We start from the raw sequence: 21884 nt of genomic DNA, 5'->3' as shown, positions 1-21884 counted from the left end.
GGCCCCGGCGTCGTCGACGACGCCGGGGCAGGCAGATCAGAACAACCAGCGATACAACAGGTAGGCCACCAATACGGCCAGCACCGGTCGCAGCACACGGTAGGCCTTGGGGTTGGCCCGCTTGAACTGTTTCACATGGGTACTGATGCGGTTGCTGAAGCGCTTGCTCCAGGCGTAGGCCTGGTTGATGCCACCCACGCGCTCGTCGTCGGTGTTCTGCGGCGCGGTGGCGCGGCCGAGGAACGCGCTGACCTTACGGTTGATGCGGGTCATCAGCGGGCTGTTCAGCGGACGCTCGACGTCGCAGAACAGGATCACCCGGGTCACGTCGGTTTCGTTCTTCACCCAGTGCACGTAGGTTTCGTCGAACATCACGTCCTCGCCGTCACGCCAGGCGTAGACCTGGCCGTCGACGTAGATGCGGCAGTCGTCGGAGTTCGGCGTGGACAGCCCCAGGTGATAGCGCAGGGAGCCGGCGAACGGATCGCGGTGCGGATTGAGGTGGCTACCGCCCGGCAGCAGGGCGAACATCGCACCCTTGACGTTGGGAATGCTGTTGACCAGTTCCACGGTGCGTGGGCACAGCGCCTCGGCCGAAGGCAGGGCCTTGTCATACCACTTCAGGTAGAAACGCTTCCAGCCCTTCTTGAAGAACGAACCGAAGCCGGCATCATTGTCCTTTTCCGCAGCGCGGATGTAACCCTCGTCGAACAGGCGCATGGCCTCTTCGCGAATTTCCTGCCAGTTGTTCTTCAGTACATCCAGCTCGGGAAAGCGCTGACGGTCCAGGTACGGCTTGGACGGCACCCCGGAGAACAGGTACATCAGGCTGTTATAGGGCGCGAACAGCGCCGAATGGTTGACGAACTGGCGCAGCACCGGCAAGCGCGCCTTGCCCCGCAGGTGCACGAACAGCACACTGCCGAAGAACACCAGCAGGACACCCGCCTTGGCGAGGAAGGAAAAGGTCATGCAACACTCCTTTGGGGGAATCAGGCCGTCCCCGAATAGCCGGACATGATAAACCCATCCCAGACAGCTGCAACCTGATCCCGATCAAGCCTTTTTTCGAGCGGTAAGTGGCAAGCTTCAAGCGGCAAGCTGATCGGTGGCGTTCCACGGTGCAGCTTGTAGCTTGTAGCTTGTAGCTTGTAGCTTGTAGCTTGTAGCTTGCAGCTTGTAGCTTGTAGCTTGTAGCTTGCAGCTTGTAGCTTGTTAGCGCTTGGCGCTGAGCGCCTGCGCTCAGGGCTGGAGTTCCTGGTCGGTGAACAGGTCGCTGAAGAGCATGCTCGACAGGTAGCGCTCGCCGGAGTCCGGGAGAATCACCACCAGCGTCTTGCCTTGCATTTCCGGCTTTTCTGCCAGGCGGACGGCAGCGGCCATGGCGGCGCCGCAGGAGATGCCGCAGAGGATGCCCTCTTCCTGCATCAGACGGATGGCCATGGCCTTGGCTTCTTCGTCGGTGACCAACTCCACCTGGTCGACGATCGACAGGTCCAGGTTCTTCGGGATGAAACCGGCACCGATGCCCTGGATCTTGTGCGGGCTTGGCTTGAGCTCCTCACCGGCCAGGGCCTGGGTGATCAGCGGCGAGGCCGCCGGCTCCACCGCCACCGACAGGATCGATTTGCCCTGGGTGTGCTTGAGGTAGCGTGATACGCCGGTAATGGTGCCGCCGGTGCCCACGCCCGCCACCAGCACATCGACCGCGCCGTCGGTGTCGTTCCAGATTTCCGGGCCGGTGGTCTTCTCGTGGATGGCCGGGTTGGCTGGGTTCTCGAACTGGCCTGGCAGGAAGTAACGCGCAGGGTCGGAGGCGACGATCTCGTCGGCCTTCTCGATCGCGCCCTTCATGCCCTTGGCCGGATCGGTCAGCACCAGCTCGGCGCCCAGCGCCTTGAGCACCTTGCGCCGCTCCAGGCTCATGGACGCCGGCATGGTCAGGATCAGCTTGTAGCCACGTGCAGCCGCGACGAAGGCCAGGCCGATGCCGGTGTTGCCCGAGGTCGGTTCGACCAAGGTCATGCCCGGCTTGAGCTTGCCGCTGCCTTCGGCGTCCCAGACCATATTGGCGCCGATGCGGCACTTGACCGAATAGCCTGGGTTGCGTCCTTCGATCTTCGCCAGGATGGTCACCCCACGCGGGGCGATGCGATTGATCTGCACCAGCGGCGTGTTGCCGATGGAATGGGCGTTGTCGGCGTAGATACGGCTCATGGCTGCAGTCCTTGAATCGTGGGAAACAGGCGGAAAACCTCAAGGGTAAGCCTGCCCCCGGCACGGCGTAAAGCCCGGTCGAACCAAGCCGGGCAACGGGCGGTCAACCGCACAACCTGACCTGGAGACCCTGGGATGAAAGCTCGCTATCGCTGGCCGCTGCTCGGCCTGGCTGGCCTGGTCGTGCTGTTGGTGGCCCTGCACCTGGCCCTGCCCTACCTGGTGCGCGACTACCTCAACGACAAGCTGGCCGACATGGGCGACTACCGCGGCCAGGTCAGCGACGTGGACTTGGCCTGGTGGCGCGGGGCCTACCAGATCAACGGGCTGAAGATCGTCAAGACCAGCGGCAAGGTGCCGGTGCCGCTGCTCGATGCACCGCTGATCGACCTGTCGGTGAGCTGGCATGCACTGTGGTACGACCAGGCGGTAGTGGCCGAAGTGGCCTTCGTGCACCCGGAACTGAACTTCGTCGACGGCGGAAGCAAGCAGAACTCCCAGACCGGCCAGGGCACCGACTGGCGCGCCCAATTGGAAAAGCTGTTGCCGATCACCCTGAACGAGGTGCGCATCGACGACGGCACCCTGACCTTCCGAAACTTCAATTCCAAGCCCCCGGTCAATCTCAAGGCCACTCGACTGCAGGCCAGCATCCGCAACCTGACCAACGTGCGCGACGAGGCTGGCCGGCGCGATGCCAGCTTCCAGGCCACAGCCTTGATCGCCGGCGACGCCAAGGTGGAAAGCCGCGCCACCTTCGATCCGTTCAGCGACTTCGACGACTTCGAGTTCCGCCTGCGTGCGACAGGTATCGAACTGCGCCGCCTCAACGACTTCGCCAGCGCCTACGGCAAATTCGATTTCAACGCCGGTAATGGCGATGTGGTGATCGAGGCCCAGGCCGAAAACGGCCGGCTCAAGGGCTACATCAAGCCGCTGTTGCGCAACGTGGACGTGTTCGACTGGCAGCAGGACGTCGAGAACAAGAACAAGGGCGTGTTCCGCTCGATCTGGGAAGCGCTGGTCGGGGCCAGCGAAACCGTGCTCAAGAACCAGCCGAAGAATCAATTCGCCACCCGCGTCGAGCTCAGCGGCAGCGTTCACCAGCAGGACATCAGCGCCTTCGAGGCATTCCTGCAGATCCTGCGCAATGGCTTCGTCCAGGCCTTCAATGCCCGCTACGAACAGCCCGCGCCGACCTCGAATTGAGCATTGCCTGACGGGGCATTCAGCCAGTGAATATCGGGTCTGCATTTTCGCTCGCCGAGGTGCGGGTTATAGTCGCGGGCACATTACCGACACGCGTCGTCAGCGGTGCAGCCTTCGCGGATGAACCCGCTCCCCCAAGGCCACCCCTGACACCTCATAAAGGAACGGTTTCATGAAATTCGAAGGCACCCGCAACTACGTCGCCACCGACGACCTGAAGCTGGCGGTCAATGCGGCCATCACCCTCGAACGCCCGCTGCTGGTCAAGGGCGAGCCCGGCACCGGCAAGACCCTGCTCGCCGAACAACTGGCCGAGGCCCTGGGCGCGCGCCTGATCACCTGGCACATCAAGTCCACCACCAAGGCCCAGCAGGGCCTGTACGAGTACGATGCCGTCAGCCGTTTGCGCGACTCGCAGTTGGGCGTGGACAAGGTTCACGACGTGCGCAACTACCTGAAGAAAGGCAAGCTCTGGGAAGCCTTCGAGGCCCAGGAGCGGGTCATCCTGCTGATCGACGAAATCGACAAGGCCGACATCGAATTCCCCAACGACCTGTTGCAGGAACTCGATCGCATGGAGTTCTACGTCTACGAGACCGACGAAACCATCAAGGCCGCCCAGCGCCCGATCATCATCATCACCTCAAACAACGAGAAGGAACTGCCCGACGCGTTTCTGCGCCGCTGCTTCTTCCACTACATCGCCTTCCCCGACCGCGACACCCTGCAGCGCATCGTCGATGTGCATTACCCGAACATCAAGGCCTCACTGGTCAGCGAAGCGCTGGATGTGTTCTTCGACGTGCGCAAGGTGCCGGGCCTGAAGAAAAAGCCTTCCACGTCCGAGCTGGTCGACTGGCTCAAGCTGCTGATGGCCGACGACATCGGCGAAGCGGTGCTGCGCGAGCGCGATCCGACCAAAGCCATTCCACCGCTGGCCGGCGCGCTGGTGAAGAACGAGCAGGACGTGCAACTGCTCGAACGCCTGGCCTTCATGAGCCGTCGCGGCAACCGCTGAGGGCCTGGCCATGCTGCTCAACCTGTTCAACGAACTGCGCGCAGCCAAGGTGCCGGTGTCGCTGCGCGAACTGCTCGACCTGCTCGACGCCCTGCAGCAGCGGGTGGTCTTCGCCGACATGGACGCGTTCTACTACTTGGCCAGGACCATTCTGGTCAAGGACGAACGGCATTTCGACAAATTCGACCGCGCCTTTTCCGCCTATTTCAACGGTCTGGACCGCCTCGACCGTCACCTCGAGGCGCTGATCCCCGAAGACTGGCTGCGCAAGGAGTTCGAGCGTTCGCTCAGCGCCGAAGAGCGTGCGCAGATCCAGTCCCTGGGCGGGCTGGACAAGCTGATCGAAGCCTTCAAGCAGCGCCTGCAAGAGCAAAAGGAACGTCACGCCGGCGGCAACAAATGGATCGGCACCGGCGGCACCAGCCCGTTCGGCTCGGGCGGTTTCAACCCCGAGGGCATTCGCGTGGGCGATGCCGGGCAGCGCCAGGGCAAGGCGGTCAAGGTGTGGGATCAGCGTGAGTACAAGAACCTCGACGACCAGGTCGAACTGGGCACACGCACCATCAAGATGGCCCTGCGCCGCTTGCGCAAGTTCGCCCGTGAAGGCGCCGCCGAGGAACTCGACATCGACGGCACCATCGACCATACCGCCCGCGATGCCGGGCTGCTGAACATCCAGATGCGCCCGCAGCGACGCAACACCGTCAAGCTGCTGTTGCTGTTCGACATCGGCGGCTCGATGGACGCCCACGTCAAGGTCTGCGAGGAGCTGTTCTCGGCCTGCAAGACCGAGTTCAAGCACCTGGAGTACTACTACTTCCACAACTTCGTCTACGAGACGGTGTGGAAGAACAACCTGCGCCGCAACGCCGAACGCTTCGCCACGTTCGACCTGCTGCACAAGTACGGCGACGACTACAAGGTGGTGTTCGTCGGCGACGCCGCCATGGCGCCGTATGAAATTACCCAGCCGGGCGGCAGTGTCGAGCACTGGAACGAAGAAGCGGGTTATGTGTGGATGCAGCGCTTCAGGGAGAAATTCCGCAAGATCGTGTGGATCAACCCGTATCCCCGGCAGACCTGGGACTACACCGCGTCCACGCACCTGGTACGTGAACTGATGGAAGACCGCATGTACCCGCTGACCTTGCAGGGCCTGGAAGAAGCGATGCGCTACCTGTCGAAGTAGCGCGACCATTCATCCGCGATGGGCCTTACCGCCAACGTTGCAGATACGCCTGCTGCTCGCGCCATGCAGTGTCCTGCACCACCGCCCTGAAGCGCACCACCGCCCCCGGCATGCATTGCGCCAACTGCGCCAGCGCCAGGGGCGTGAGTGCCCCGAGTCGCGGATAGCCGCCGATGGTCTGGCGGTCGTTGAGCAGCACGATCGGCTGGCCATCCGGCGGCACCTGCACGGCGCCCAGGGGAATGCCTTCGGAAATCATCGGCGGTCCTTGGTACACCAAGGGCGGCCCCAGCAGACGGCTGCCCATGCGGTCCGCTCGGCTGTCCAGGGTCCAGTCGCGGTTGAATGCCTCGAACAGGCTGAGGCCGCTGAACGCGCCGATCTGCGCGCCCATCACCAGGTCCAATTGCGGCTTGGCCGAAGCGGTCGGGCGCAGGGCGGCAGGCACCTCACGCACCGCTGGTATGCCCTCGCCGAAGCGCAACGTCTGCCCTCTGGCCAATGGCCCGCCGCAGCCGTCCAGGCCGCCGAGTTGCTCACGTGCCACGGTGGCGCAACTGCCCAGCACCGCCGCCCCGTGAAAACCGCCGGGCGCAGCCACGTAGGCGCGCACGCCCTGACGGGGCTGCCTGAGGGTCAGGCGCTGGCCTTTACCCAAGGCCAGGCTGCGCCAAGGGGCAACTGGCTGGTCATCGACGCGCGCGTCCAGGTCGGCGCCGGCCAGGGCCACCACGCAGTCCTGCTCGGCCAGCACCGTGAAACCGCCCAGCGCCACCTCCAGCACCGGGGCGTCCAGGGCATTGCCCAGCAGCCAGTTGGCCCAGTACATCGCCACCCAGTCCAGCGCGCCACCCTGGGTCACGCCCAAATGCCGCACACCCAGGCGCCCGCCATCCTGCAACTGGCACAGGGCGGTGCTGGCCTCGATCGTCAACTGCTTCATGCGTAGGCCTCCTGCGGGTGATCGTCGCCGCCCAGGGCGATGAACTCGGCGTGCGATACGGCCACGAAACGCACCCGGTCACCCGGCTGCAACAGGCTGTAGCCGTCACGTTCACGGTCGAACAGGCGCACCGGAGTGCGCCCGAGCAGGTTCCAGCCGCCCGGCGACACCGCCGGATAGGCCGCCGTCTGCCGCTCCGCGATCCCCACGCTGCCAGCGGCCACGCGCTTGCGTGGCGTACTCAGGCGCGGCGTGGCCAAGCGCTCGTCCACCAGGCCCATGAAGCCGAAGCCCGGCGCGAAGCCCAGGGCGAACACCGGGTATTCGCGCTCGCTGTGCAGTTGCACGACCTCCTGCTCGCTCAGGCCACTGCGTGCGGCCAGCAAGGGCAGCTCGGGACCGACGCTGGGGTGGTACCACACCGGGATCTCATGGCGGCGTCCGCTGCTGCCTGCGTCGGGCGCAAGTCCCGCCAGCGCCTGGTCGATGCGCGCCCGCGCCAAGGCCGGGGCCAGGTCGGACTGCAGCATCAGCGTGGTATAGGACGGCACCAGGTCGATCAGGTGCGCGCCGAACGCCGCGCGCAGGCGCTGGCTGGCGGCGAGGATCCACGGCATGTTGGCCTCGTCGATGGCGTCGAACAGCCGCACCATCAGGCTGTCGATGGCCACCACTTCGATACGCGGGTTCATCGCGGCGCCCTCATGCCTGCAACGCATCCAAGGCCTCGCGGATCTGCCGGACGGCCGCCACCGAGCTTTCGTTGTCACCATGCACGCACAGGGTGGCGGCGTTGAGCCGCAGCGCGCTGCCGTCGTCGGCCACCAGCGCCTCACCGCGCGCCAGGCGGACAGCCTGCTCCACGACCAGGGCCGGATCGTGATGCACAGCGCCGGGCAGGCGTCGCGACACCAAGTGACCGCTGGCGGTGTAGGCGCGGTCGGCGAAGGCCTCGAACCACAGCGGCACGCCAACCTCCTCGCCCAAGGCCTGCGCGGCGCTGTCGTCGGCGGTGGCCATCAGCATCAGCGGCAGACCAGCCTCGTACGCCGCCACCGCTTCGAGCACGGTACGCAACTGACGCGGGTCGGCCATCATGTCGTTGTACAGCGCGCCATGGGGCTTGACGTAGGCCACGCGCCCGCCGAGCACCTTGCAGATACCGTCCAGCGCGCCGATCTGGTAATGCAGCAGGTCACGGATTTCCTCGCTGCTGCAGGCCATGGAGCGGCGACCGAAGCCGTTGAGGTCGGGGTACGCTGGGTGTGCGCCGATGCTGACGCCATGCTCCAGCGCCAGGGCGACGGTGCGGCGCATGGTGCCGGGATCGCCGGCATGGTAGCCGCAGGCGATGTTGGCGCAGTCGACGAAGGGCATCACCTCGGCGTCCAGGCCGGTGCGCCAGTTGCCGAAACTTTCGCCCATGTCGCAGTTGAGCAGCAGGCGTTGGCGGTGTGTCGAGGGGTTCATCAGGGCCTCGTCTTGTTGGTATGGTTCGGGGCGAGCCGCGCTGCGGCGTGTGCGTCATTGTCCGAACGCCGCGCAACCGGCGTCCAATGAGAAAAACCTGCGGTCTGGAACAAGAAAAACCGATCGCCCAGCCTTGCGAGCCCTCCATGAACCTGCGCTTTCTCGAAACTTTCGTCTGGGTCGCCCGGCTCAAGAGCTTTCGCCTGACGGCCGAGAAGCTGTTCACCACCCAGGCCTCGGTGTCCAGCCGCATCGCCGCGCTGGAGGCCGACCTGGGCGTGAAGCTGCTGCTGCGCGACTCGCGCGGGGTGAGCCTGACGCCCGAAGGCAGCCGCGTGCTGGAATACGCCGAACGCATGCTCGACACCGCCCAGGCGATGAAGCAGTCCTTGGGCGCCGAGCGCACGCGGGTAGGCCGGGTACGCCTGGGCATCATGGACACGGTGATCCACACCTGGATGAGCGCGCTGGTGGCCGAGCTGACCGCGCGCTATCCGCAGGTGGAGATCGAACTGGTCGCCGACACCGCGCTGAACCTGCGCGAGCACCTGCACAAGGGCTTCGTCGATGTGATCCTGCAGACCGACCTGCTGCGTGAAGAACGCATTCGCAGCCTGGACCTGGCGCGCTACCCCATGGGCTGGATCGTCGCCAGCGGCTCGGCCCTGCACCGCGAGTACGCCGACCTGGCCGAGCTGGCACGCGAGCGAATCCTCACCTTTTCACGCAACTCGCGTCCGCATCAGGACGTCGCCAGCCTGCTGCAGGCGGCGGGCGCGCACAGGTTGCGGCTCAATTGCGTGAATTCGGTGTCGGCGATCACCCGACTGCTGCGTGACGGCTTCGGCGTCGCTGCACTGCCCCCGGCGCTGGTGGCCAGCGAGCTGGCACGGGGCGAATTGGCCTTGCTCGACGGCCTATTGGCGCCGCCGAGCCTGGAACTGGTGGCGTCTTGGCAGACGGGCGTGGACCTGGTGGAGGAAGTGGTGGGCGTGTGCCGGCAGGTGCTGGCGCGCTACGCGCAGGAGGCGGGCGAGCGCAGGATCGTGCTGGTGCAGGGAAGTAGAGCCTAGCGCCAGCTCTCCTTCACCGCGCCCCGCCGACCACCGAGGATCACCCAGCCGATGCCCAGCAACAGGCTCTCGACCAGCAGCGCCAGCAGGAACCCGCAACCGATGCCCCAGCCGATCGCCTCGGGCACCAGCAGGATCTGGTAGCTGTAGCCCTTGAGCGTTTCCTCGCGAAGCTGCGGATCGGCCTGCGCCACGACATGCCAGGTACGGCTGACCCAGTTGCCCTGCAACGCCTGCCACTCGCTCTCCAGCAACTGGTTACGGGTCATCAGGCTTTCGATGCTGTTGGCATCGCTGTTGAACACCGGGTCGTCGCTGCTGCGGTAGTGCCGCAGCAACGCTTGCAGATCGCCGTTGAAGAAGCGCTCGGCGGTTTCCTGGAAGCCCGCCAGGGCCTCGCGCGACTCGAGCATGTGCGCTTCGACGCGCTGACTGTAGTCCTTGACCAGCCCCGGCACCTGGATGCCGGCCAGCAGGCCGACGGTGAACAGCAGCAACCGCAGGTAACTTCTGAACATGCTCGCTCCTCAGCCGTTGGCGACGCACTCGCCATGGCGCCACAGGGCCCACTGGCCGGGGGTGTAGCGCTGCCAGGTTTCGTTTTCGGTGAGCGCCTCGGTGGCGATCACCGTGACCACGTCGTTGGGGGTGGTTTGCGACTGGAAGTCGACGATCAGGTCGACATCCTTCAGGCGCGCGGCGCCAAACGGGGCGCGCCGGGTGATGTGTACCAGCTTGGTGGAGCAGTAGCAGAACAGCCAGTCGCCGTCGCTGAGCAGGCAGTTGAACACGCCCTTGTCACGGTAACCGGCGCACGCCTCGACCAGCACCGGCAGCAGCGCCTCGGCTTCGACCGGCTCGGGGAAGGCCTCGCGCACGCGGTTGAGCAAGTCGCAGAAGGCTGCTTCGCTGTCGGTGTCGCCCACGGGGCGGTAAAAGGTCTTCTCGCCGACGAAGCCTGCCAGTTGACCGTTGTGCGCGAAGCACCAGTTACGCCCCCACAACTCGCGAACGAACGGGTGGGTGTTGGACAGGCAGACCTTGCCGACGTTGGCCTGGCGGATGTGGCCGATGACCACCTCGCTCTTGATCGGGTAGCGCTGCACCAGGTTGGCCACTTCCGATTCGCTGCTGGCGGTCGGGTCCTGGAACAGGCGCAGGCCACGCCCCTCGTAGAAGGCGATGCCCCAGCCGTCGCGGTGCGGGCCGGTGCGCCCGCCGCGCTGCATCAGGCCGGTGAAGCTGAAAACGATATCGGTCGGGACGTTGGCGCTCATGCCCAGCAATTCACACATCGACCAGCGCTCCGTGTCAGATCCGGGGTTCGACGCGACCGCCGCCATTGGCGGGACGGCGCGGTGCCGGGGCGGGCGGCTCGCTGCGGTAGCGGTCGCGCAGGTCGACCTGCGGGGCATCGTCGACCATCGCCTCGTCTTCGGCGGCGCGTCGGCTGGCAGCGGCCTCGGCCCGCGCCTTGCGCTCGCGAGCACGCTTTTCCAGCGGCCAGCGCACCAGCACGAACAGCAGGTACAGGGCGAAGGCGATCATGCCGTACATGGCCAGGTCCGACGCCGCGCGCCAGGCGTTGTTGCCCACCTTGAACGCCAGGTCCAAGGCGGTGATGGCAATGGCCGGGGCGAAGCTGTCCTTGACCGGATCGACGATGGTGGGGCTGAACAGCAGCACGGCCACCAAGACCCGCAGCGGCTCGCGCAGCCAGCGCCACATCCAGCCGGTGAGCTTGAAGGCCACCAGCAGGCAGCCCACGGCGGCGACGGCGTAGAGGCCCCAGGCCAGTGTGTAGTCTTGTTCGATCATGGTGTCCGTGCAAGGCAGGCGAAGAGGCGCCTATGATAAACACTTTTAGGGGCACAGGTGCCCTTTCCATCTCGGGACATTTCATGCCTATCAGACCCCAGCCCCCCATTGCCCGCCAAGCCCCCGGCCACGATCCCTACGCCTGGTTGCAGGAACGCGACAGCGCCGAGGTACTGGACTACCTGGAGCAGGAAAACGCCTACCAGCAGGCGTGCCTGGCCGACCAGGCCGAACTGCGCGAGCAGCTATTCGAGCAGATCAAGGGCCGCATCCTGGAAACCGACCTGTCGCTGCCCTCGCCCTGGGGCCCTTTCCTCTACTACACCCGCACCACCGCCGGCGACGAGTACCCACGTCACTACCGCTGCCCGCGTCCGGCCGACGACAGCCTGCAGGTCGACGAAAGCGCCGAGCAGTTGCTGCTCGACCCCAATGCCCTGGCCGAGGGCGGCTTCCTGGCCCTGGGCGCGTTCAACGTCAGCCCCGACCATCGCCTGCTGGCCTACAGCCTGGACACCCGTGGCGATGAAATCTACACGCTGTACGTCAAGGATCTGGACACCGGCGCCCTCACCGCCCTGCCCTTCGACGACTGCGACGGCAGCCTGACCTGGGCCAACGACAGCCGCACCCTGTTCTTCGCCGAGCTGGACGAGACCCACCGGCCCTGGCGCCTGCTGCGCCACACCTTGGGCGAGGCCGACGCGACGCAGGTCTTCGAAGAGTCGGACGGTCGCTTTTTCCTGCACTGCTACCGCAGCAGCTCGGAGCGTCAGTTGGTGCTGCTGCTCAACAGCAAGACCACCAGCGAGGCCTGGGTGCTCGATGCCCAGACGCCCAAGGCGCCCTTCACCTGCCTGGCGCCACGGGTCGAAGGCCACGAATACTTCCCCGACCACGGCCAACTCGACGGCCAATGGCGCTGGTTCATCCGCAGCAACCAGGATGGCATCAACTTCGCCCTGTTCCATGCGCCCGCCGACAGGGTTCCCACCCACGCCCAGTGGCAGGTGCTGGTGCCGCACCGCAACGAGATCATGCTCGAAGGCCTTAGCCTGAATGCCAGCGCGCTGACGCTGAGCCTGCGCGAAGGCGGTCTGCCGATCATCGAGGTGCATCCCCAGGGTCTGCCGGCCTACCGCGTCGAACTGCCGGACGCGGCCTACAGCTTGTACGTGCAGGACAGCCTGGAGTTCGCCAGCGCGTCTATCCGCCTGCGCTACGAGGCCCTCAACCGCCCCGCCCAGGCGCGCCAGTTGACCCTGGCCAACGGCGCGCAGCAGGTGCTCAAGCAAACGCCAGTGCTGGGCCCATTCGATGCCGACGACTACGTCAGCCAGCGCCTGTGGGCCACCGCGGCGGACGGCACGCAGGTGCCGATCAGCCTGGTGCGCCGACGCCAGGACCTGGGCCGCAGCGTGCCACTGTACCTGTATGGCTACGGCGCCTACGGCGAAAGCCTGGACCCCTGGTTCTCCCACGCTCGCCTGAGCCTGCTCGAGCGCGGCGTGGCCTTCGCCATCGCCCACGTGCGCGGCGGCGGTGAGCTGGGCGAAGCCTGGTATCGCGCCGGCAAGCAGGCGCACAAGCAGAACAGTTTCGACGACTTCATCGCCTGCGCCGAACACTTGATCGCCCAAGGCGTGACCCGCTCCGAGCAGTTGGCGATCAGCGGCGGCAGCGCCGGCGGCCTGCTGATCGGCGCCGTGCTCAACCAGCGTCCCGAGCTGTTCCGTTGCGCCATTGCCGAAGTGCCCTTCGTCGATGTGCTCAACACCATGCTCGACCCCGAGCTGCCGTTGACCGTCACCGAGTACGACGAGTGGGGCAACCCCGAAGAGCCCGAGGTGTACGCGCGCATCCAGGCCTATGCGCCCTACGAGAACGTCAAGGCCCAGGCCTACCCGGCGATGCTGGTGGTGGCTGGCTACAACGACAGCCGCGTGCAGTACTGGGAGGCGGCCAAGTGGGTGGCCCGGCTGCGCACCCGCAAGACCGACGACAACCTGCTGCTGCTCAAGACCGAAATGGGCGCCGGCCACGGCGGCATGAGCGGGCGCTACCAGGGCTTGCGCGACGTGGCCCTGGAGTACGCCTTCGTGCTCGATGAACTGGGCGTTACGCGCTAACGTCAGTCGCTTTTGACCGGCGGCGCGGGCGACAGGCCCGGCAGGGGCTGATCCTTCGGCGGCCCTGGCTTGGGCATGGGCGGCAACAGCGGCCCGCCGGCCTCGCTGCCGCCGGCCTTAGGCGGCACGCTCGGGGTGATCTGTGGATAGGGCGTGGGCGTGGGCGTACCTGGCGCACCGGGCACCGGGGCCAAACCGCCCGAAGGCTGGCCGGCAAGCGCGGCGCACGGCGCGGCGAGCAGCCACACACTGGCAAGCAGTACAGGCAACATCGATCACCTCCCGTCCGGAACCTGCCTACAGGCTACGCCCAATCGCGCGCGTTTGCCTGTGCGCTGCACCGCAGTCGCGCTAGACTCAGCGCAACCACCGTCATAGCCCTGATAACGATAAAGGTAACACCATGAGCTCGGCCTCCACCTCCGCCGCCACCGCCCGTCTCGACCGCATCCTCGCCGACGCCAAGCGCGACAAGGAAATGGGCTACCGCGACAAGGCGCTGAAGATGTACCCGCACGTCTGCGGACGCTGCGCCCGTGAATTCGCCGGCAAGCGCCTGTCGGAACTCACCGTGCACCACCGCGACCACAACCACGACAACAATCCCCAGGACGGCTCGAACTGGGAACTGCTGTGCCTGTATTGCCACGACAACGAACACTCGCGCTACACCGACCAGCAATACTTCGGCGAAGGGTCGCTGAGCACGCCCAAGACCAACGTGGCCACGCACAACCCCTTCGCCGGCCTCGCCGCGCTGATGAACAAGGACTGACCGTCCAATCGCGCCCACACGACGTCGGCGAGCCCGTATAATCGCGCTCTTTTTTTGCGAAGGGCCCCGACTCGTGGCGAACAAACGGTACAGCTGCATCGGCCTGTTCAACCCCAAATCCGCGGAAAACGTCGGCTCGGTGATGCGCGCCGCAGGCTGCTACGGGGTCAACTCGGTGTTCTACACCGGCAAGCGCTACGAGCGCGCCCGCGACTTCGTCACCGACACCAAGCGCGTGCACTACGACATCCCGCTGATCGGCATCGACGATCTGCAGCGCATCATCCCGCTGGGCTGCACGCCGGTGGCGGTGGAGTTGGTCGAGGGCGCCCGGCCGCTGCCGGAATACACCCACCCCGACCGCGCGATCTACATCTTCGGCCCCGAAGACGGCAGCCTGGACGACAGCGTGCGCGCCTGGTGCGAAGAGACCATCTACATCCCCACCCACGGCTGCATGAACCTGGCCGCGACGGTCAACGTGGTGCTCTACGACCGCCTGGCCAAGGGCCTGAACACCCGCTCAGGGCCGAAGTTCAAGTAATGGTGCGCAGCGGCCAGCGCCGCCGTGCACCGGACCGCGCGCCTTGGCACCTCCTCACGACGCGTTGATCCAGATGGTCTTGAGCTCGGTGTACTGATCGTGCGCCCAGATCGACTTGTCGCGCCCACCAAACCCGGACTCCTTGTAGCCGCCGAACGGCGTCGAGGCATCGCCTTCGCCGAAGCAATTCACCGTCACCACACCGGCGCGGATTTCCCGCGACAGGCGCAACGCGTTGCGCAGACTGCCGGTATAGGCGGATGCGGCCAGTCCATAGACCGTGTCGTTGGCGATCTCGATCGCCTCGTCGAGGGTCTTGAAACTGGTCACGCTCAGCACCGGGCCGAAGATTTCTTCGACGAACAATCGGTTGTCGCGGCCCACGTTGTCGACGATGGTCGGCTGCACGAACACCCCAGCCTGGGTTTGCCCGCCCTGAACCACAGCAAGCTGCTGTTCAGCCGCATACGCCAGGTACGACTTGACCTTCTCGAAGTGCGCCTTGCTGACCATCGCCCCCAAACGATTCTGCGGATCGAGCGGATCACCCAGCTTCCAGTCCTGCAGATGCTTGCCGATCAGCCCCAGCAGCGCGTCCTTGACGTCCTCGTGAACGATCAGCCGCGAAGACGCCGAACAGTTCTCACCCATGTTCCAGAAAGCTCCGGCGGTCACGAACTGGGCCACCTCGTCGAGGTTCTCGCAATCGTTCATGACCACCGCAGGGTTCTTGCCGCCCAGCTCCAGGACGACGCGCTTGAGGTTGGATTCCGAGGCGTACTTGAGGAACAGCCGGCCGGTGTCGGTCGAACCGGTGAAACTGACCATCGAAATGTCCATGTGCCGGCCGATGGCCTCGCCCACTTCGCGGCCGCCGCCCGGCACCAGGTTGAACACCCCCGCCGGAATGCCCGCCTCATGGGCCAGTTGCGCCACACGCAGGGCGCTGAGCGTGGTTTCCTTGGCCGGTTTGACCACGATCGAGCAGCCCGCAGCCAACGACGGAGCAATCTTCCAGGCCAGCATCAGTAGCGGAAAGTTCCAGGGCAGCACCAGGCCGACCACGCCGATGGCTTCGCGCACCACCAGCGTCACCGCGTCGTGGCCGGTGGGCGCGGTCGCGTCGTAGATCTTGTCGATCAGTTCCGCGTGCCAGCGCAGGGTATGAATGGTTTCCGGGACATCGACGGTCTGGCATTCGCTCACCGGTTTGCCGCTGTCCAGGCTTTCCAGCACTGCCAGCTCATGGGCATTGTCCTCCAGCAGTTGGGCGAACCTGAGCAGCAGGCGCTTGCGCTCGCCGGGCTGCAGCTTGGACCAGGAGCCGGCCTCGAACACGCGCTTGGCAGCCGCCACGGCCACGTCGACGTCGTGCCTGTCGCAGGCGGCAACTTCGGCCAGTGGCTGGCCGGTGGCCGGATTGGTGGTGACGAAGGTTCTGCCGCCGATCGCATCGCGGAACTCCCCGTCGATGAACGCCTGCGTGCGCAGTTGCAATCTGGCAGCGATGGCCGCGTATTCGGCCTTGCTCAACAATGGGGCCATGGTCCTGTTCTCCTCAATTGATCTTGGCGATGGTGGCCTTGAGTTCGCTGACCACCTGGGCGAGCGCTTGCTGCTCGGCCACGTCGAGGTCTTGCAAAGGCTTGCGCACTCCTGCGCTCTTCAGGCCATTGAGCGCCACGCCATGCTTGATCGACTGCACGAACTTGCCGCCCTCGAGGACGTCCATCAGCGGCATCAGGGCGGCCATGATCCGGCGGCCCTTGTCGAAGTTCTTCTCGACCACGCAGGCCTCGTACAGCGCCACATGTTCACGCGGGATGAAGTTGGAGCCGGCGCAGACCCAGCTCTTCGCGCCCCAGGCGAAGAACTCCAGGGCCTGATCGTCCCAACCGCAGGACAACTGGATGTGCGGCCGGCGCGTCGCCAGGCGGTGCAACTGGCCCATGTCACCGGAGCTTTCCTTGATGGCGACGATGTTTCCGACTTCAGCCACGGCGTCGAAGAACGCATCGCCCATGCCCACGCCCATGCGGCCTGGGTAGTTGTAGAGCATGATCGGCAAACCGGCGGCGGCGTCCACCGCCTTCACGTGCAACGCGATTTCCTGCTGGGTGGGCAGTGCATAGGGTGGGGTTCCGACCAGCAGTGCGTCGGCCTGGATCTGCCTGGCGTGTTCGGCGAAGGCCACCGCATCTTCGGTGCGAATGCCACCGGTCCCGACGATCAGCGGCAAGCGCCCTTGGAGCACGTCCTTGGCCTTGGCAGCCAGGTCGATCCGCTCCTGGGCAGTGTGCGCGTAGTACTCCCCGGTCGAGCCGCCGATGATGACGCCATGGATTTTCGCCTCGACCAGGTATTCGAGGACTTCGGCGAATGCAGCCATGTCGATCGAGCCATCGGCAGCCAGCGGGGTGATAGCAGGGGTGTAGATACCTTCGAAGTGCATGACGGGTTCTCCTGTGAATGCAAAGGGTGTCGGCCGCACCGAGACACCGGCGCGGCCGGAGGGATCAGCTCAGCGAGGCTGCTTGCTGCAGATTCAGCGAACGGGTTTCAGGCGCCAGCGCCCAGGACACGACCAGGCCGAGCAAGGTGACCGCCGCAGCGGCGTACATGGTGAAGGCGATGCCGTAGCGATCGAGCACGATCGGCACCAGCCAGGTACCGATAGCCGCACCGACCCGTGACAGCGACGTCCCCACGCCGACGGCGTTGGCGCGGATCTCGGTGGGGAACAGTTCGTTGGGGTACACCAGTTGCAGGACCTGGGCTCCACCGATGAACAGCGCATAGGCACCGAACAAGGCGAGGATCAGCCACTCGGCGCCGGCGTGGAAAACGCCCAGTCCCAGCAATGCCAGGCCCGACCAGAAGAAGCTGTGGATCAGCATGCTGCGCCGGCCCATGCCATTGATCAGGCGCGTGGCGATGATGCACCCGACCACGAACAGCAAGGTGATCGCCACCGAGCCGAACGAGGCCCAGTCTCCTTTCAGGTTGAGCGCGCCGAGCACCTTGGGCGCGAAGGCGTACACGGCGAACACCGGGATCACCGAGCAGGACCAGAACACGGCGACGAACATCATGCGTTTGCCGTAGCCCGAGTGCAGCAGGCTGCGAAACGACAGCGTCTGCTGCTCGGGCTCCTCGGGCAGGTTGCGCAGGCTGAAATCGTTGCCGTATACGCTGCGAATCACGGCGTCGGCTTGCTCCGCTCGCCCTTTGCTGAGCAACCAGCGTGGCGACTCGGGCGTGCCGATGCGCACCACGAACAGCAGCGCGCCGATCAACGCCGGGCTGGCCAGCACCAGACGCCAGGCATCGTCGCCCCCTTGGCGCAAGAGGAAATCGCCGAGCATGTAGGCGAAGGCGGCACCGGCGAACCACAGGATGGTCAACGTGGCCAGGCGCGGACCGCGGTTGCGCTTGGGCAGAAACTCGACCAGCAGCGAAGTCGCTACCGGGTACTCGATACCGACCGCGACGCCCACCACGAAGCGCAGCAGGAACAGCGCCATTGCCGACTCCACCCAGAACTGGCTGAGCGAAGCGAGAATGAACAGGGTCGGACCGACGAAGAACACCCGCTTGCGACCGAAACGGTCGGTCAGCCAGCCGCCCAGGAAACCACCGAAGAAAATGCCGATCAGCGCCGACGCGGCAATCATGCCCTGCCAGAAGCTGTCCAACGACAGTCCGGCGGTCATCTGCACCATGGCGACACCGATGATGCTCAGCACGTAACCATCGACGAAAGAGCCACCGCCGGAACGCACGGTGAGCCACTGATGAAAGCGATTAAGCGGTACGTCTTCGATTGATACAGTATTCGTTGTCATTATTTTTCCCCTGCTTATATCGAACGCAGGCCGTTTTCAGGACGCACGAACCCGCGACACTGAACTTGGCGTCAGCGACGGGAGCCCGAAGTTGTTCTTCGAACCGAAACAGCACGCAATGGAAAGTGCAGGCCGGACTTACCGAGTCCAGCGAATATCAAGTGATGTCGAACGCTTCAATGCCCTTCAGCTTTCTTGCCCGGCGCGGTATTGCCCCCACTTCAGATTGAAATTGAGCCCCAGCGACACCAGCGGCGCCGGGGGGTTGGCACTGGGTCCAGGCGTGTCGAGGACGAACTGGATCAATTCATTGCGTTGGCCTGCCAACCAGTCGCCGAGCAACTTTCCGGTCGCCGTGCCACGGGTCACGCCCAAGCCATTGCAGCCCAACGCACCGTAGACATTGGGCGCCAACTTGCCGAAATGCCCCATGTGATTGCGCGACATCGCCAATGCGCCACCCCAGGTGTATTCGAACGGCAGCGCCGGCAACATCGGAAATCGCCGGGCAAAGGATTGGCGATGCCGCTGGGCGACCCGGGCGAGGTATCTGGCGTTGGCCCGACCGTCCGGGTTGAAGCTGAAACTGTTGCGGATCAGCAACCGGTTATCCGGCGTGCGGCGCACCGTGGTGCCGAAAGGATCGGCCGGAATCAGCCCCCAGTAGGGCTTGCCGCCCAGGCTCGCCTGCTCTTGCGCCGTCATCGGCCGAGTCAGGCTGGCGTAGGTGAAGACCGGCAGCATGCGGCCTTTGAGAAATCCGAAGTTCATACCAAAGGCGTTGGTGGTGAGCACCAACTGATCGGCCGTGATCGACCCTCGCGCATGGGAGAGCACCGTCTTGGCGCCGTACTGCACGTCGGTGATCGGCGTATGCTCGTAAAGTGTCACGTTGGCCGGCAAGTTATCGGCCAGCCCCTTGACCAGCGCCGAGGGCTGGATCAAGGACGTGCCGGGGGTGAACAGCGCCTGGCGGTAAAAATCGGTCCCGATGTGCTCCGGCAGTTCGCCGGCCTCGAGCATCTGATAAGGCTGATCGAGCCGGTCCAGGCCGCGGCGGTAAGCCTCGAGCACGGCAATGCCGCGTGGCTCGACAGCGGCCTGGTACTTGCCGCAATGCGTCATCTGGCACTCGATGGCGTAGCGCTCGACCAGTTCCTTGAGAAACGACTGGCCGCTGAGGTTGAGCTTGAGCGTCTTGCGGGCGATGGCGATATCACCGATGTAGTCTTCAGCGCCGATGTCATGGGGCAAGTCGATGGCGAAGCCCGCGTTGCGCCCGGATGCGCCATAGCCGACCTCCTGGGCTTCGATCAGCACCACCTGATCGTCAGGAAAATGCACAGCCAACTGACGCGCGGCGGCAAGCCCGGTAAAACCGGCGCCGACCACGACCCACCGCGCCTGACTATGGCCGCTGTGGGCAGGCGCGACGCGGCGGCCTTGGCTGAGGTGATACCAGCCACAGGTGCTGTCGTCGGCGGGCAACGAGGTGATCTTTGTCATGTAGGAACCCGATATTGTTGTTAGCGTCTGTTCCTCATCACGCTCGCCCCTGCCAGCGTCCTGCCGGCGTCCAGGGTGACGGTGAGTGCTGCAGCTACAAGGCCAATGCCACTTCCATTCCCTGGGGTGCCGCGTATTCGGCCATGCGGCGCCGGGACAGCTCGAAGTGCTCGCGCACCAGCTCCCCAGCCGTCTGTGGATCGCGACCCTCGATCGCTTCGATCATCTGATCGTGCTGCACGCAGGCCAGCTCCAGGTCGCGCTGCATGTCATCGGTGGTCGGGTGACGGTAGAAAATCTTGCCCAGGCGGGTGTGGTCGATCAGCAGCCGTCGCAGGCTGGGCATCAGGTAGTCGTTGTGCGCCATCTTGCCGATCTGCAGGTGGAAAGCGTCGTTGTACAGCACGCGGTTCTCCACATCCTGTTGCTCGATCGCCGCACGAAACAGCGCCTGTATTCCCTTGAGCTCGTCGATTTCTTCGGCACGGGCATGGGTCGCCGCCAGTTGCGTGGTGGCGATGTAGATCAGCGGCGCAGCCAGGAAAAAGCTGTGCAGAGAGTCATGGTTCATCGCCGCAACGCGCGGGGCGCGATTGGCTTCCAGTTCGATGTAGCCCTCGGCAGCGATCTGACGCAGCAGTTCACGCACTGGCGGTCGCGACAAACCGAATTCTTCGCACAGTGCCAGCTCGTCTACTCCGGCACCGGGCGCCAGCTCCATGCTCAGAATGCGTCGGCGCAGGGCATCGGCCAGCACCGCCTTGCGATCAGGCCCGACTGTGGGGGCGTGGTGGTCATCGTGACTGACGTTCATGGCGGCTTTTCGAGGGCTCATAGGTCTATGTCTACAATTTGTATAACGAATATAGGGACGCTTTAGACAATGTGTCTACAGCGAATCAGGCGAGGGGTCGGCCTCAGACAAAGGCGTCGCTATTTGACCATAAATGGGTGTCGGCGCGAGGTAAACCGGCGTCTTGGCCAGACCTCGACGCAATGTATACACAAAGAATACAATCAGTCGCGCGCGCTTTTTCCTCCTCTTTCACTTTGCGAGGCGCCTCACGTTGATTGCCAAGAGAACGTTCGGTTCGGCCCTGCATGGCCCCAATTCCCGCTTCATTCCTGCCGACCTGGAGACTGGCGGCCCTGGCCTGAACGTAGGCTTCCTGCTGCTGGAGCACTTTTCCCTGTTGGCCTTCACCCAGGCGCTGGACGCACTGGTCACCGCCAACCTGATCCAGCCCGGCGCCTTCAGCCACAGCACCTGCAGCCTGGATAGCGCAGCACTGACCAGTGACCTGGCCATCCTGATCGGCCCTAGCGCAAGCCTGAGCGAATGCGTGGCCCAGCCCTTGGACCTGCTGGTGATCTGTGGCGGGCTACGGACCCCGTTGACGTTGCCCGAGGATCTGGCGACCAGCTTGCAGGAACTGGCCCGCCGAAAGGTGGCTCTGGCCGGCCTGTGGAACGGTGCCTGGTTCCTCGGCCGGGCTGGGCTGCTCGACGGCTATCGATGTGCGGTACACCCAGAACATCGCGCGGCGCTCGCCGAACTTGCGCGCCATGGACAAGTGAGCAGCGAGGCCTACTGCATTGATCGCGACCGGCTCAGCGCGGCCAGTCCGGCGGGTGCGTTGAGCATGATGCTGGAGTGGATCGGCCAGCGCCGGGGCCCTGCCCTGGCCGAAGGCATCACAGCCATTCTTGCCTTCGAGTCCTCGCGCTACCGACGCACGACTCCGGCTGCGCAAGCCAACATCAGCGAGCCGCTGCGCGAAGCGATCACCCTGATGAGCGCCAATCTCGAGGAGCCGCTCAGCCAGGACCAGCTCGCGGCATACGTCGGACGCTCCAAACGTCAGATTGGTCGGCTGTTTCAGCGTCAACTCAACACCACACCGGTGCGCTACTACCTGGAGCTGCGGATCACCGAAAGCAGGCGCCTGCTGCAACATTCGGATCTGCCGATCATGGAAGTCGCCGTCGCCTGCGGCTTCGTCTCGGCCAGCCACTTCAGCAAGTGCTATCGATCGTTCTTTGGCTATGGGCCTTCTCGGGAAAAACGCCAGGGCTGCGTCAAGGGCGGCCGACGCCCTGCGAGCCACGCTCACTGAGTCCGCAGCCCATCACGCGCACGGGCCGCTG

22 protein-coding genes are annotated in these 21884 nt (G+C 65.0%); 8 read left to right on the top strand and 14 right to left on the bottom strand.

Going from position 1 to position 21884, the window contains the following annotated elements; genetic code table 11:
• Positions 1-36: 36 nt before the first annotated feature.
• Positions 37-972: an aspartyl/asparaginyl beta-hydroxylase domain-containing protein gene (locus tag NJ69_RS03020; RefSeq protein ID WP_029613695.1), complete on the bottom strand. Its 936-nt coding sequence runs from the start codon at positions 970-972 to the stop codon at positions 37-39.
• Positions 973-1242: 270 nt separating this feature from the next.
• Positions 1243-2217, bottom strand: coding sequence for a cysteine synthase A (cysK, locus tag NJ69_RS03015; protein ID WP_039576116.1), 975 nt, complete (start codon positions 2215-2217; stop codon positions 1243-1245).
• A gap of 135 nt (positions 2218-2352) precedes the next feature.
• Here cysK and NJ69_RS03010 point away from each other — a divergent pair, with 135 nt between their 5' ends.
• The 3 genes from NJ69_RS03010 to NJ69_RS03000 all read left to right on the top strand — a co-directional run bounded on the left by NJ69_RS03010 (position 2353) and on the right by NJ69_RS03000 (position 5633).
• A complete protein-coding gene (locus NJ69_RS03010; RefSeq protein WP_039576114.1) occupies positions 2353-3426 on the top strand; it encodes a DUF748 domain-containing protein in 1074 nt (357 codons plus the stop codon).
• A 172-nt stretch (positions 3427-3598) separates the two neighbouring features.
• The gene (locus NJ69_RS03005) at positions 3599-4444 is read left to right on the top strand and encodes an AAA family ATPase (protein WP_029613698.1); all 846 of its coding nucleotides are present in this window, start codon (positions 3599-3601) and stop codon (positions 4442-4444) included.
• 10 nt (positions 4445-4454) lie between these two features.
• Positions 4455-5633 (top strand): vWA domain-containing protein, encoded by a 1179-nt coding sequence (locus tag NJ69_RS03000; protein WP_029613699.1) that lies wholly within the window; start codon positions 4455-4457, stop codon positions 5631-5633.
• A gap of 25 nt (positions 5634-5658) precedes the next feature.
• Here the strand turns inward: NJ69_RS03000 and NJ69_RS02995 are convergent, their stop codons facing one another.
• Genes NJ69_RS02995 through NJ69_RS02985 form a run of 3 tightly spaced genes read right to left on the bottom strand, consistent with a single transcriptional unit; the run spans position 5659 to position 8046 of the window.
• Positions 5659-6576, bottom strand: coding sequence for a biotin-dependent carboxyltransferase family protein (locus tag NJ69_RS02995; protein ID WP_039576111.1), 918 nt, complete (start codon positions 6574-6576; stop codon positions 5659-5661).
• Entirely contained in the window at positions 6573-7268 is a 696-nt protein-coding gene (gene pxpB / locus NJ69_RS02990) for a 5-oxoprolinase subunit PxpB (protein WP_039576110.1), read from the bottom strand. Before pxpB ends, NJ69_RS02995 begins: the two co-directional genes overlap by 4 nt.
• Positions 7269-7278: 10 nt before the next feature.
• The gene (locus NJ69_RS02985) at positions 7279-8046 is read right to left on the bottom strand and encodes a 5-oxoprolinase subunit PxpA (RefSeq protein WP_039576108.1); all 768 of its coding nucleotides are present in this window, start codon (positions 8044-8046) and stop codon (positions 7279-7281) included.
• Between the two features lie 146 nt (positions 8047-8192).
• On the opposite strand from NJ69_RS02985, the gene NJ69_RS02980 reads away from it, so the two are divergent.
• Positions 8193-9119 carry a LysR family transcriptional regulator gene (locus tag NJ69_RS02980; protein ID WP_029613702.1) on the top strand — a complete coding sequence of 309 codons (927 nt, stop codon included), beginning with the start codon at positions 8193-8195 and terminating at the stop codon, positions 9117-9119.
• On the opposite strand, the gene NJ69_RS02975 is transcribed toward NJ69_RS02980, so the two are convergent.
• Genes NJ69_RS02975 through NJ69_RS02965 form a run of 3 tightly spaced genes read right to left on the bottom strand, consistent with a single transcriptional unit; the run spans position 9116 to position 10937 of the window.
• The gene (locus tag NJ69_RS02975) at positions 9116-9637 is read right to left on the bottom strand and encodes a DUF2937 family protein (RefSeq protein WP_039576106.1); all 522 of its coding nucleotides are present in this window, start codon (positions 9635-9637) and stop codon (positions 9116-9118) included. The genes NJ69_RS02980 and NJ69_RS02975 overlap by 4 nt on opposite strands.
• Before the next feature lie 9 nt (positions 9638-9646).
• Complete coding sequence (locus NJ69_RS02970; protein WP_029613703.1) at positions 9647-10414, bottom strand: class II glutamine amidotransferase; 768 nt, start codon at positions 10412-10414, stop codon at positions 9647-9649.
• A 16-nt stretch (positions 10415-10430) separates the two neighbouring features.
• The gene (locus NJ69_RS02965; RefSeq protein ID WP_039576104.1) at positions 10431-10937 is read right to left on the bottom strand and encodes a hypothetical protein; all 507 of its coding nucleotides are present in this window, start codon (positions 10935-10937) and stop codon (positions 10431-10433) included.
• A gap of 83 nt (positions 10938-11020) precedes the next feature.
• On the opposite strand from NJ69_RS02965, the gene NJ69_RS02960 reads away from it, so the two are divergent.
• Positions 11021-13066, top strand: coding sequence for a S9 family peptidase (locus NJ69_RS02960; RefSeq protein WP_039576102.1), 2046 nt, complete (start codon positions 11021-11023; stop codon positions 13064-13066).
• A 2-nt stretch (positions 13067-13068) separates the two neighbouring features.
• Here NJ69_RS02960 and NJ69_RS02955 read toward each other — a convergent pair whose 3' ends face one another.
• Positions 13069-13338: a hypothetical protein gene (locus NJ69_RS02955; protein WP_039576100.1), complete on the bottom strand. Its 270-nt coding sequence runs from the start codon at positions 13336-13338 to the stop codon at positions 13069-13071.
• A gap of 131 nt (positions 13339-13469) precedes the next feature.
• Here NJ69_RS02955 and NJ69_RS02950 point away from each other — a divergent pair, with 131 nt between their 5' ends.
• Both NJ69_RS02950 and NJ69_RS02945 read left to right on the top strand, forming a co-directional pair.
• A complete protein-coding gene (locus NJ69_RS02950; RefSeq protein ID WP_029613705.1) occupies positions 13470-13841 on the top strand; it encodes a YajD family HNH nuclease in 372 nt (123 codons plus the stop codon).
• 73 nt (positions 13842-13914) lie between these two features.
• Positions 13915-14385 (top strand): RNA methyltransferase, encoded by a 471-nt coding sequence (locus NJ69_RS02945; RefSeq protein ID WP_029613706.1) that lies wholly within the window; start codon positions 13915-13917, stop codon positions 14383-14385.
• A gap of 54 nt (positions 14386-14439) precedes the next feature.
• Here the strand turns inward: NJ69_RS02945 and NJ69_RS02940 are convergent, their stop codons facing one another.
• The 5 genes from NJ69_RS02940 to NJ69_RS02920 all read right to left on the bottom strand — a co-directional run bounded on the left by NJ69_RS02940 (position 14440) and on the right by NJ69_RS02920 (position 20550).
• Complete coding sequence (locus NJ69_RS02940) at positions 14440-15930, bottom strand: aldehyde dehydrogenase (RefSeq protein ID WP_039576097.1); 1491 nt, start codon at positions 15928-15930, stop codon at positions 14440-14442.
• Positions 15931-15943: 13 nt separating this feature from the next.
• Positions 15944-16837, bottom strand: coding sequence for a dihydrodipicolinate synthase family protein (locus NJ69_RS02935; protein WP_039576096.1), 894 nt, complete (start codon positions 16835-16837; stop codon positions 15944-15946).
• A 64-nt stretch (positions 16838-16901) separates the two neighbouring features.
• A complete protein-coding gene (locus NJ69_RS02930) occupies positions 16902-18230 on the bottom strand; it encodes an MFS transporter (protein WP_039576094.1) in 1329 nt (442 codons plus the stop codon).
• A gap of 186 nt (positions 18231-18416) precedes the next feature.
• Positions 18417-19736 (bottom strand): NAD(P)/FAD-dependent oxidoreductase, encoded by a 1320-nt coding sequence (locus NJ69_RS02925; protein WP_029613709.1) that lies wholly within the window; start codon positions 19734-19736, stop codon positions 18417-18419.
• Between the two features lie 94 nt (positions 19737-19830).
• Complete coding sequence (locus NJ69_RS02920) at positions 19831-20550, bottom strand: GntR family transcriptional regulator (protein WP_052191972.1); 720 nt, start codon at positions 20548-20550, stop codon at positions 19831-19833.
• Positions 20551-20806: 256 nt separating this feature from the next.
• Between NJ69_RS02920 and NJ69_RS02915 the strand changes: the two genes are divergently transcribed.
• Positions 20807-21853, top strand: coding sequence for a GlxA family transcriptional regulator (locus NJ69_RS02915; RefSeq protein WP_039583062.1), 1047 nt, complete (start codon positions 20807-20809; stop codon positions 21851-21853).
• Positions 21854-21884: the final 31 nt, after the last annotated feature.

Origin of the sequence: Pseudomonas parafulva (assembly GCF_000800255.1) — a bacterium.
Lineage (GTDB): Bacteria > Pseudomonadota > Gammaproteobacteria > Pseudomonadales > Pseudomonadaceae > Aquipseudomonas > Aquipseudomonas boreofloridensis.
This window is presented reverse-complemented; position numbering and strand designations above follow the sequence as displayed.